Origin of the sequence: Pseudofrankia sp. EUN1h (assembly GCF_001854645.1) — a bacterium.
Classification (GTDB): Bacteria; Actinomycetota; Actinomycetes; order Frankiales; family Frankiaceae; genus Pseudofrankia; species Pseudofrankia saprophytica.
In genome coordinates, this window is the sequence record NZ_MBLN01000047.1 from 168,312 (window position 1) to 179,972 (window position 11,661).

Consider the following 11,661-nt stretch of genomic DNA (forward strand, 5'->3'; position numbering starts at 1 on the left):
CCTCGCCGAGGCCCTCGACGCATGGCTCCCCCATCCGGACCCGGAGGAGATTCGGCTATGAGCCTGACCTCGGACCCGTCCCCGGCGACGCCGACGACGCAGCCGACGTCCGCGCGGCCGGGATTCCTCCCGGATCGGCGAAGCCGATCCGGGAGGTCCGCCGTCGCCGGGCCTCTGCTGGTGACCACCCGACCCGGTGCGCGCACCGGCGGGCCAGCCCCCGACCTCGCGCCGCCAGCGGCCGAGCCGGCMACGAGTGAGATGAGCACGTCCGCGTTGGCCGCGATGCTGACACTGCCCCCCGTTGGGGTGGCCGAGCGGGCCGCGGACGCGATGACGCAGGCCCGGGACTATCTCCTCTCCCTGCAGTCCGACGAGGGCTGGTGGAAGGGCGAGCTAGAGACCAACGTCACCATGGACGCCGAGGATCTCATGCTCCGCCAGTTCCTCGGCATCCTGACACCCCAGCTCGCGGCCGAGACGGGCCGCTGGATCCGGTCGCGTCAGCTGCCCGGCGGCGGCTGGGCGACGTTCCACGGCGGCCCGGCCGACCTGTCGACCACGCTGGAGGCCTACGTCGGCCTGCGGCTGGCCGGCGACGCGCCGGACGCGCCGCACATGCTCGCCGCGGCGTCGTTCGTGCGGGCCCATGGCGGCCTCGCGGCGACGCGGGTGTTCACCAGGATCTGGATGGCGCTGTTCGGCGAGTGGCCGTGGGACGAGGTCCCGGTGCTGCCGCCCGAGATGGTGCTGCTGCCGAGCTGGGTCCCGCTCAACGTCTATGACTTCGGCTGCTGGGCCCGCCAGACGGTGGTCGCGCTGACCATCGTCGGGCACTTCCGGCCGGTCCGGTCGCTCGGCTTCACCATCGACGAGCTCAAGGTCGTCGGCTCGCGGCCCGCGCGGGCGCCGCTGGTCAGCTGGGAGGGCGCCTTCCAGCGGATGGACGCCGCCCTGCGCCACTACCAGCGCCATCCGGTCAAGACGCTGCGCAACCTGGCGCTGCGCCGCGCCACCGAGTGGGTCGTCGCCCGGCAGGAGGCCGACGGTGGCTGGGGCGGGATCCAGCCGCCCTGGGTCTACTCGATCATGGCCCTGCACCTGATGGGCTATCCGATGAACCACCCGGTGCTGGTCGCGGCGATCGAGGGGCTGGAGACGTTCACCACCCGGGAGGAGACTCCCGACGGCGTGGTGCGCCGGCTGGAGGCCTGCCAGTCGCCGGTCTGGGACACCGCGCTCGCCGTCGTCGCGCTCGCCGACGCCGGCCTCACCGGCAGCCATCCGGCGATGCGCAAGGCCGGGGAGTGGCTGGTCCGCGAGGAGGTCACCATCCCCGGCGACTGGCGGGTGCGCCGGCCGAACCTGGAGCCGGGCGGCTGGGCCTTCGAGTTCGCGAACGACGTCTACCCGGACGTGGACGACACCGCCGAGGTGGTGCTCGCGCTGCAGCGGCTGCTGCACACGGGACTGGACGACGACGACCCGTCGCTGGCCACGCAGGTGCGCGGCGCGGTCGAGCGGGCGGTCAACTGGTCGGTCGGGATGCGCTCGTCGAACGGCGCCTGGGGCGCCTTCGACGCGGACAACGTCCAGAAGCTGGCGATGAAGATCCCGTTCTGCGACTTCGGCGAGGTGATCGACCCACCGAGCGCGGACGTCACGGCGCACATGGTCGAGATGCTCGCCGACCTGGGCAGGGCCGACCACCCGGTCACCCAGCGAGCGGTCCGCTGGCTGCTGGACAACCAGGAGCCGGGCGGCTCGTGGTTCGGGCGCTGGGGCGTCAACCACATCTACGGCACCGGCGCGGTCGTACCGGCGCTGATCACCGCCGGGGTGGCCGCCGATCACCCGGCGATCCGGGCGGCGGTGCGCTGGCTCGTCGCTCACCAGCGGCCCGACGGCGGCTGGGGCGAGGACCTGCGGTCCTACCGGGACGAGGCGTGGATCGGCCGCGGCGAGCCGACCCCATCGCAGACCGCGTGGGCGCTGCTCGCCCTGCTCGCCGCCGACCCGACCAACGAGGCGGTCGACCGGGGCGTGCGCTGGTTGTGCGCGACCCAGCGGCCCGATGGCGGCTGGGACGAGCCGTACTACACCGGTACGGGCTTCCCCTGGGACTTCTCCATCAATTACCACTTGTACCGGCTGGTCTTCCCATTGGCGGCTCTCGGCCGGTACGTGACCCTCACCGGGCGGTCCGCGGCATGAGCAGCATCTCAGCATCCGAGAACACCGGCGATCGTCATTCTGGCGGCGCGCGGGCGGCCGGCGGCGAGCCAGCGCCGCCGGCGCGCGGGAACGCGGCGTCCTCCGCGCCGGCCGGGCCGGCGGCCGCGGCGCGGCCCGGGTCCTCGCCGCCCATCCCGCTGATCCCGACGCAGGCGGTCGGCACCGGCCCGAGCTGGAAGCCCGGCCGCCCGCCGCGCCGGGCCCGGCTCGTGGTCGCCGCGCCGATGCGCGTGGAGGCGATGGCCGCCAGCCGGTCGGGCCTGCCGGCGGACACCGTCGTCGTCCGTACCGGGATGGGCCCCGAGCGCGCCAGCCGCGCCAACCAGGCCGTGCGCGCGGCGAAGCCCGACGCGGTCGCCGTGGTGGGCGTGGCCGGCGGCCTCGCGCCCCGGGTCAGGCCAGGGGACGTCATCGTCGCGAGCGAGGTGCGTACGGGCGACGGGACGGTCACCGGCCGTTGCCCGTCCGCGCCGCTGCTGGCCGGCGAGCTGCGCCGCGCCGGGCTCACCGTGCACGTCGGGCCGGTCGTGTCGGTGCCGCGGCTCGCGGTCGGCACCGCGCGGGCCGAGCTCGCCGCCACGGGCGCGGTCGCCGTGGACATGGAGTCGGCCTACCTGTCGCCGAGCGCCACCGGCCGGCCGTTCGCCGTGATCCGGGTGATCGTCGACACCGCCGCCGAGCCGCTCGGTCGGCTCGACCTCGCCCGCCGGGGTCTCGCCGGCCTGCGCACGCTGCGCCGGCTCGGCGAGCCGTTGGGCGCCTGGGCGGCCGCGGTCGGGCAGCGCCGGGTGCTGCTCGCCGAGCCGCGGGCGTTCTGCGCCGGCGTCGAGCGGGCCATCGAGGTGGTCGAGCGGGCGCTGGAGATCCACGGCGCGCCGGTCTACGTCCGCAAGCAGATCGTGCACAACACCCACGTCGTCAACGACCTGGCCAGCCGTGGCGCGGTCTTCGTCGACGAGCTGGACGAGGTGCCGCCGGGGGCGACCGTCGTCTTCTCCGCCCATGGCGTCGCCCCCTCGGTGCGCACGCACGCGAACGACCGGCAGCTGTCGGTCATCGACGCGACCTGCCCCCTGGTCGAGAAGGTGCACGCCGAGGCGCGCCGGTTCACCGCGCGTGGTGACACGGTCCTGCTCATCGGCCACTCCGGGCACGAGGAGGTCGACGGCACGCTCGGTGAGGCGCCAGAGCGGATCACCCTGGTCGAGTCGGCCGAAGCCGTCGGCTCGATCGAGGTCGAGGACCCGGAGCGCGTCACCTACCTCATGCAGACGACCCTCGCGGTCGACGAGGCCGAGGAGGTCGTCGACGCGCTGAAGGACCGGTTCCCGGCGATCGTCGGGCCCGGTTCGGCCGACATCTGCTACGCGACGTCCAACCGGCAGAACGCGGTGCGCCGGGTCGCCGCCGAGGCCGACCTGGTGCTCGTCGTCGGGTCGGAGAACAGCGCCAACTCGCGCCGGCTCGCCGAGGTGTCGCGGCGCGACGGCACCGCGTCGCACCTGGTCGAGAGCGTCGACGAGGTCCGGCTGGAATGGCTCGTCGGTGCCGACACGATCGGCATCTCGGCCGGCGCCTCGGCGCCGCCGAACCTGGTCGCGGCGCTGTCCGACGCGTTGGCCGGGCTCGGCGCCACCTCGGTGTCGACGAGGTCGATCGGTACCGAGTCGATCGCGTTCACCCTGCCGAAGGAGGTCCGCCGCCCCCAGGGCGGCTGACCCCCCCGGGGGGCTCAGCGCAGTAGCGAGGGGTTGTCTCGGTAGACCTCTTCGAGCAGGGACATGTCGAACAGGTCGTCGACGCTGACGCGGTAGCCGGCGCTGAGCAGGGCGCGCACGTTCTTCTCGGCGAGGCTKGGCGTGACGATGAGCAGGCCGTCGCGACGGGTGTCGTCACTGACGATCAGTGTGTTCTGGATCTGGTTCATCGCGAGCTGGGTTCGCTCGTCCAGCTCGGGGGCGTACTTCGTCACCGTCAGTCGTGCGCCGGCCTCGGGGCTCGCGACGTTGTCGCGCCAGCCGCGGATCTCCGCGGTGAGCGCCGCCCTGACCGCGGCCCGGTTGTGGGTGATGGCCTCGACCGAGGCGACGTACACCGACGACACGATCGGGTAGCCGTGGTCGGCCAGCAGGAACGTGGCGATCTCGACGCCGGCGAGGCGCAGCCGCAGCGCGATGTCGAAGACGTGCGAGAGCAGGCCGTCGATCCTGCCGGCGGCGAGCAGCTCGTCCGGCGACCCGTCGCTGACCTGGGTCACCCTGTCCACGCTGATGTTGTTGGCGGCGAGAAACGTGTCCCAGATCTCTCCGGCGCCCTTGTCCACCCAGATCCGCTTGCCGATGAGCTTGGCCGGCGAGTCCAGCGGCGCGCCGCCGGGCGACGCGATCACCCAGGGATAGCGCTGGTAGAGGGCGCCGACGGCGCGCGCCGGGGTGCCACGGATGATCTCGCGGGCGAGCACGTCGACGGCGCTGAAGCCGAGCAGCGCCCTGCCGGTGGTCACGGCCTCCTCGGCGCCGAGCGCGCCGGGCCCACCGGGCAGCAGCCTGGCGGTCCTGAAGCCGGCGTCGCGGTAGTAGCCACGGGAGTCGGCGAAGAAGCAGCCGGCGAACTCCACGTCCGGCGTCCAGGACAGCTGCATCCTCAGCTCGGCGGGGATCGTCCCGTCCGCGAGCTGGGACGTGCCGCCCGGCGTCGGGCCACCGGCGGTCCGCTGGTCGCCGTGCCGGCGGCGGCTGATCGCGAACGCCGTGCCACCGCCGGCGACGCCGAGTGCCACCCCGGCGGCGATCAGGCCACGCCGGGTGAGGCTGCGCCGCCTGGCCCGGCGCGCCGAGTCCGCGGACGGGAACGCGGCCTCGGCCCGGTCCGCCGCCCAGCCGGGACCGGCCGGCGGATGCCACTGGAACCCGGCTGGCGGCTGCGGTGCCGGGCCGGGTGGTGACGGGGCGGGTGGCGCCGGCCGGGATGGCACCGGCCCGGGCTGTGCCGGCCGGGATTGCCCCGGCCGGGGCTGCGCTGGCCGGGGCTGCGCTGGGTGTGGTGGTGYCGGGTGCGGTGGTGCCGGACGTGGTGGGCCTGGCCTGGCGGTCGCCGACTCCGCCGGCGTGCTCACGGCCCACAGGCCGCCGGTGCCGCTGCCGGCGGAGAGCGGCGGCAGGAACGCCGTCGTCGCCTCCGGAGCCGGCCCGGGTGCCCGGGCGTCGCCGGCGAGGTCGCGCAGCATCCGAGCGGCGGAGCCCGCGGTCAGGCGGGCCCGCGGGTCGTGCGTCATCAGGCCATCGAGCACCGGGGCGAGCGGGCCGGCGTTGCCGGGGCGTGGCGGCGCGAACTGGGCGTTGAAGGCGTAGCGGACCGCGTCGGTCGGGGTCGGGAACGGGGGCCGCCCCTCGACGGCGGCGTAGAGCGTGGCGCCGAGGGAGAACAGGTCGCTGGCGGGGCCGGCCTTCTCCTTGCGTAGCCGCTCGGGCGCCATGTAGACGGGGGTGCCCGAGATCGAGGTGGCCTGGGTCAGCGGCGCCCGGTCGAGGTAGGTGGCGATACCGAAGTCGGCGAGCTTGACCCGGCCGTCGGCGGTGATGAGCACGTTGGCCGGCTTGACGTCGCGGTGCAGGACGTCGTGCCGGTGCCCGTGGTCGAGCGCGTCCACCACGGCCAGCCCGACGCGGGCGGCGACCGACGGGGAGAGCGTCCCGTCCTGGCGGATCACCTGGTCGAGGGAGCGGGACGCCGCGAGCAGCTCCATGACGATCCAGGGCGCGTCCGGCTCCTCGACCAGGTCGTGCACGACGACGACACCGGGGTGCCCGGCGAGCCGGGCGGCCGCGCGTGCCTCCCGGCGGGCCCGCTCGGCGCGGTCGTGCCGGTCGGCCTCGGTCGGGTCGTCGCCGAAACGGATCTCCTTGAGTGCCCGGTCGACGCCGAGCAGGGTGTCATGGGCCAGCCAGACGGTGCCCATCCCGCCGCGTCCCAGCGCGTGCAGCAGCAGGTAACGACCGGCGATCAGCCGGCCCGCCCCGGTCGCGCCGCTCTGGGTGCCGAAACCCGGCTGGGTGTCGCCGCTGCGCCCGCCTCGTCCATCCCGGCCAGCTCGTCCATCATCCCGGCCGGCTCGTCCGTCCCGGCCGCCCGGCGGCGGCGCGACCGCGGCGCCTGGGCTGGGGGTGGACGGCAGGTGCGGGCTGGCCGCACCCGGCCTCGAGGCCTCCCCGGGGCCTGGGGCCGGCCTGCCCGGTGCGCCTGGCGTCGGGCCAGCGTCACCGGTCATCGCTGTGTCACGTCCRTCTCCCGCCCCGCGTGCGCGCCGATCCGGCACCCGGTCCGGGATCGATCATCTCATCCCGCCCGGGACCAACGGTTCAGGAGGTGACGGGCGGCCTGGCCACCCGGGAGATCTCCCGGGTGTTCCCGATGACATGCCCGGCGTCGCAGACGTGCAGGACGTGCACGGGAGCGCCGCAGTCGATGTGCGTGAACGACGCCGGCGGGCCGTCCTCGCCGGACAGGTGGCGGTCACCCCATTGTCGCAAGGCCGACAGCACGGGGGCGAGCTCGCGGCCAGCCGGGGTGAGCTGGTACTCCCATCTGGTCCGTGCRCCGGCCTCCCGGTAGCTGGTCCGCGCCAGCACGCCGGCGTTCACCAGACCGGCGAGCCGGTCGGTGAGCACGGCGCGTGGTGCGCCCGTTGCCGCCTGAATGGCGTCGAACCGGCGTACGCCCAGGGTCACCTCCCGGATGACCAGGATCGACCACCGTTCGCCCACCACCTCCAGCGCGCGGGCGATGGAACAGGTACGGGGCTGCGTCAGGAGCGCTGGTGTGGTCGCGGCCACCGGCGTGGGTGCCGTCGTGGGAGCGGCCGCCGGTCCGCGCTCACGGTGCTGGGTCGGCGTCTTCCCGGTCATCTAGCACCCCGCATCGACGGGGTCGCGGGTGCCTCCATGGGCGTAGTGTAGTTCTTGATCTATGCTACGTTCGAGTGCTGAACTCAGTGGCCTGCTGGTCGCGCGGCGTAGTCGGCGGCCGTCGGGGGTCCATGGCTGAGCGCGACGCCTTGGTGGCGGTGGGTGGCAGCTTCGGGGGCGAATGAATCCCGAGYGGGCGTCGGTGGCTTCTACAACTTTGTCGCAGTTTCGAACAGGGGCGAGCGGTCACACCGAGTGGCGAGATTCCGGGTGGTCGTGCACACTGCGCATACGTTGCTGTCCGTGAAAGGTGTGTGCCGCGTGACGGTCGCGTCCGGGATGCCTCCCGAAATGGACGCGGACGGTAGCGGAACGCACCCGGAGTGGCCGCGATCCTAGGCGTCCCCATCGGTTTACCTGATCGACATGCGTGCTCGACATACAGCTTGTATGTTGCTGGTGGGGTCGACATACAAGCTGTACGTACCCGCTGTATGGTGATCCCCAGGCGACCCCAGGTCACCACCCCGGCGGCCTGACGAGAGGGGGACATCTGCCGTGGCGGTTCAGTGGCGCTACTCGGTTCGTGTCGGGTCCTACCTGGCCAAGCAGAAAATCACGCGGAAGAAGTTCTTCCCGCTCGTCCTGGAGTTGGAGCCGCTCTTCGCCTGCAACCTGTCCTGCACAGGCTGCGGCAAGATCCAGCATCCGGCCTCCGTGCTCAAGCAGCGGATGAGCGTCGAGGACGCGCTGGCGGCGGTCAAGGAGTGCGGCGCCCCGGTGGTCGCGATCGCCGGTGGCGAGCCGCTCATGCACCCCCAGATCCACGAGATCGTGAATGCTCTGGTCAAGCGCAAGAAGTTCGTGATCCTGTGCACGAACGGCCTCCTGTTGCAGAAGAAGCTGAAGAACTTCACTCCGTCGCCGTATTTCACCTTCGTGCTCCACATCGACGGTCTGCGTGAGCGTCATGACGCGGTCGTCGAGAAGCCGGGAACGTTCGACGAGTGCGTCGAGGCGTTCAAGGCGGCCAAGGCGGCGGGGTTCCGGGTTGGCACGAACTCCACGTTCTTCAACAACGACAGCCCGCAGGACGTCATCGACATCCTGAACTTCCTGAATGACGACCTGAAGGTCGACCAGATTCAGCTCTCGCCCGGGTACGCCTACGAGAAGGCGCCCGACCAGGAGCACTTCCTCGGGGTCCAGGAGACCCGGGAGATGTTCTCGAAGGTGTTCGGCGAGGGCCGACGGAAGAAGTGGCGGCTGAACCACTCGCCGGTCTTCCTCGACTTCCTCGAGGGCAAGCGTGAGCTGGCCTGCACCGCGTGGGGCATCCCGAGCTACTCGCTCTTCGGCTGGCAGAAGCCCTGCTACCTGATGAGCGACGGCTACGTCGGCTCGTACAAGGAACTGGTCGAGACCACCGACTGGGACAAGTATGGCCGCGGCAAGGACCCGCGGTGCGCGAACTGCATGGCGCACTGCGGCTACGAGACCTCGGCGGTGCTCGCCACCATGGGTTCGCTGAAGGAGCAGGTCCGCGCGATGCGCATGTGACCGATGCGCGGGTGAACGTGATGTTGACGGGGTGAGGCGCGTGGCGCCTCACCCCGTCGGCGTCTGTCCCGCCGACGCTCGTCGGGTGATTCGCGTCCTTTTGGTCGGTGTGGGCCGGTTCGTGGCGCGCGAGGGTCCGTCCGTTTCAGGGCGGGCCTATTTGTTTCGCCGTCGACCGACACGCGGCTCCACGGCCGGCTTGGTGCGGGCCGGCTCGGTGCGCGCTCGGTGCGCGCTCAGTGCGCGGCCGGCGCCGCCTCGTCGGTGGACTCGCTTGTCGGCCAGACGGCGGCCGTTTCCAAAGGCGTTGAGTCGCGGCGGACTAGGCCGGACATGAGACGGTCCAGCGCGACACCGGTCTCCCTCCGGGCGGCCAGCGGATCGTCGGCCCTGGCGATGTAAAGGCTCGCCTCGGCGAGCAGGGCCGCGACCAGTCTGGTCAGCGGCGCCACCGGAATCGGGTCGATCGCCTTCTCGGCGATCGCGCGTTCCAGCCACTGCGACAGCAGCCGGTAGCCGTGCGTCTCGACCAGAGTGTTCCAGGCGTCGTTACCGAGCACGGCCGGGCCGTCCACCAGCACGATCCGCTGGAAGTCGGTGTCGGTCCGGGTGGAGAAGTCCAGCAACGACTGGAACCCGGTGCAAAGCTGGGTCCAGGCATCACTCGGCCCGGCCGGGTCGCGAGTCAGCTCGCTCTCGACGAGCGCCTCGGCGACCTCGCTGGCGACCTCCTTCATCACCTCCTGGAACAGGTCCGCCTTGTCCCGGAAATGGTGATAAAGCGCGCCTCTGGTCACCCGCGCGTCGGCGACGATCTCCTCGGTCCCCGTGGCCGCGTAACCCTGCTCGGCGAACCGCCGACGGGCGGCCGCCACCAGCGCGACCCTGGTGTGCGCCTTGGTCTCCAAGGTCCTCTCCTCGTGGCGGGACCTGGTCACGGCTCAATTATGGTGCACGGCGCGCCGTTCCATCAGGCCGAACCAAGGGCGTGACCGGGTATGACACGCGTCCCGGCGACAACGTCCGAGTCGCTCTGGACAGGGCTCGGTCGGCTGTGCTGGCGGCTCCTCGACCCGGCCGCCTCCTCATCCGGCCGCCTCCTCATCCGGCCGTCGCCTCATCCGACCGTCGGCGCGCCGATCACGTCGGTCTCGTCGGTGGTGACGGCGTCGCGGTCGTTCGTCATGCGCAGCTGAGCCGCGGGGATGGCCAGGATGGCCGCGAGCGCGACCACCGTCAGCGGCAGCGCGAGCAGCCAGGTGTGCCCCACCGCGTCTCCGTAGGCCTGCCGCACCACCGCCGCGACCGGAGCCGACAGCTCCGCGAGCCGCGGCACGCTGTGTCCGTCGGCGCCCGCGCCCGCGGGCAGTCCGGCGGCGGCGAGGCCGGTGCCGACCAGGTGCGCGGCCCGATTGCCGTAGATCGCGCCGAGCGCGGCGACGCTCGCGGTCGAGCCGAGGCTGCGGAAGAAGGCGACGGTGCCGCTCGCGGCCCCCAGGTCGCCGTGCGCCGCGGTGTTCTGGACGACGATCAGCAGGTTCTGCGTGGTCATGCCCAGGCCGACGCCGACGAGGGCCAGGTAGGCCGCGACGGCGGGCAGCGGCGTGCGCGCGCCGATGGTCGCGAACAGCGCGATCCCGCAGCAGAGGCACACCCCGCCGCCGACGAGGACCCCCTTGAAACGACCGGTACGGCTGATGGCGTGGCCGCCGATGTTGCTCGACACCGCGAGGGCGCAGACCATCGGCGCGGTCAGCAGCCCGGACACCGTCGGCGAGCAGCCGCGGCCGAGCTGGAAGTACTGGCTGAACAGCAGCGGGACGGTGATCGACACGGTGCCCGCGACAACCGTCCCGACCATGGCGAGCACGATGGTCGGCTGTCGGAACAGCTGCGGCGGCACGATCGGCTCGGCGACCCGCGTCTCGACGACGACGGCAAGCGCCAGCGCCGCCGCGCCGCCGAGGAGCAGCGCGAGCCCGGTGCCGGACAGCCAGCCGACGAGATCGCCCCCCAGCGTCATCCAGAGCAGCAGCAGGCCGACACCGCCGGGGATCAACATGGCGCCGAGATAGTCGATGCGCACGGGCCGGCGCTCGGTCGGCAGCCGCAGCGTGCGCCCCAGCATGACGAAGGCCACGGCGGAGAGCGGCACGCACAGGTAGAAGCACCAGCGCCAACCCAACCCGGGCGTATCGACGATCAGACCGCCGACCAGCGGTCCGGAGAGGTTCGAGATGGCCCACGCCGAGCCGATGTAGCCGCTGTAGCGGGCCCGCTCCCGCGACGGGACCATCGCCGCGAGCGCGACCTGGGTCAGCGCGCTCGTGCCGCCGGCGCCGACCCCCTGCACCGCCCGCGCGGCGATCAGCCAGGTCGTCGAATGCGCCAGCCCCGCCAGCATCGACCCGACCGTGAAGATCGCCAGGCCGAGCATGAGCAGCATCTTCTTGTTCAGCAGGTCGGCGAGCTTGCCCCAGACCGGCACCGTCGCCGTCATCAGCAGCAGCGTCGTCGCGACGACCCAGGTGTAGTCGGTCGAGCTGCCGTGCAGGTCGCCGATGATGCGCGGCAGCGCGTTCGCGATCACCGTTCCCGCGATCATGGTGACGAACAGGCCCAGCACGAGCGCCCATACCGCGTGCCTGATCTCGCGCGGTGTCATCGGCTGGGGGGCCGCCGGCTGTGGGGTCGTCGGCTGTGGCGTAGCCGGCTGTGGGGCGGTCGGCTGTGGCGTCGCCGGGCGTTCCGCGGACGTGGTCATGCGGCCCTCCCGGCCGGCCTCCCGAGCGATCGACGAAAGCTACTTAGTCAGTAAAAATAATCCGCCTACCCCCTTTCGTGTGCGGCCTCGGCGCGGCCGGCGGGAGGTCGCCCGAGGGCGGAGTTACGGAAGGGTCATCTGCGCGGCCTAGACGAGTAAGTCCGAAGTCTGGGTGACCGGTGGTCGGGCATGGAGAGA

Annotated in this window: 7 protein-coding genes; 3 read left to right on the forward strand and 4 right to left on the reverse strand. The window is 72.5% G+C overall.

Translation table 11 applies throughout. From position 1 onward, the window contains the following. Positions 1-57: 57 nt before the first annotated feature. Together shc and ispH are read left to right on the forward strand one after the other, a co-directional pair. Complete coding sequence (gene shc / locus BCD49_RS13785) at positions 58-2,214, forward strand: squalene--hopene cyclase (RefSeq protein WP_007519240.1); 2,157 nt, start codon at positions 58-60, stop codon at positions 2,212-2,214. Then, positions 2,211-3,953 carry a 4-hydroxy-3-methylbut-2-enyl diphosphate reductase gene (gene ispH, locus BCD49_RS13795; RefSeq protein ID WP_027140101.1) on the forward strand — a complete coding sequence of 581 codons (1,743 nt, stop codon included), beginning with the start codon at positions 2,211-2,213 and terminating at the stop codon, positions 3,951-3,953. The genes shc and ispH overlap by 4 nt, the downstream gene beginning before the upstream one ends. A gap of 14 nt (positions 3,954-3,967) precedes the next feature. On the opposite strand, the gene BCD49_RS13800 is transcribed toward ispH, so the two are convergent. Both BCD49_RS13800 and BCD49_RS13805 read right to left on the reverse strand, forming a co-directional pair. Next, complete coding sequence (locus BCD49_RS13800) at positions 3,968-6,502, reverse strand: protein kinase domain-containing protein (RefSeq protein ID WP_071041544.1); 2,535 nt, start codon at positions 6,500-6,502, stop codon at positions 3,968-3,970. Between the two features lie 91 nt (positions 6,503-6,593). Further along, positions 6,594-7,139, reverse strand: a complete 546-nt coding sequence (locus BCD49_RS13805; protein WP_007520166.1) for a winged helix-turn-helix transcriptional regulator — start codon at positions 7,137-7,139, stop codon at positions 6,594-6,596. Between the two features lie 558 nt (positions 7,140-7,697). Here BCD49_RS13805 and hpnH point away from each other — a divergent pair. Beyond that, entirely contained in the window at positions 7,698-8,699 is a 1,002-nt protein-coding gene (hpnH, locus tag BCD49_RS13810; RefSeq protein WP_007520168.1) for an adenosyl-hopene transferase HpnH, read from the forward strand. Positions 8,700-8,935: 236 nt separating this feature from the next. Here the strand turns inward: hpnH and BCD49_RS13815 are convergent, their stop codons facing one another. Both BCD49_RS13815 and BCD49_RS13820 read right to left on the reverse strand, forming a co-directional pair. Beyond that, positions 8,936-9,637: a TetR/AcrR family transcriptional regulator gene (locus tag BCD49_RS13815; RefSeq protein WP_083401438.1), complete on the reverse strand. Its 702-nt coding sequence runs from the start codon at positions 9,635-9,637 to the stop codon at positions 8,936-8,938. A 179-nt stretch (positions 9,638-9,816) separates the two neighbouring features. Then, positions 9,817-11,463 carry an MFS transporter gene (locus BCD49_RS13820; RefSeq protein WP_007520172.1) on the reverse strand — a complete coding sequence of 549 codons (1,647 nt, stop codon included), beginning with the start codon at positions 11,461-11,463 and terminating at the stop codon, positions 9,817-9,819. Positions 11,464-11,661: the final 198 nt, after the last annotated feature.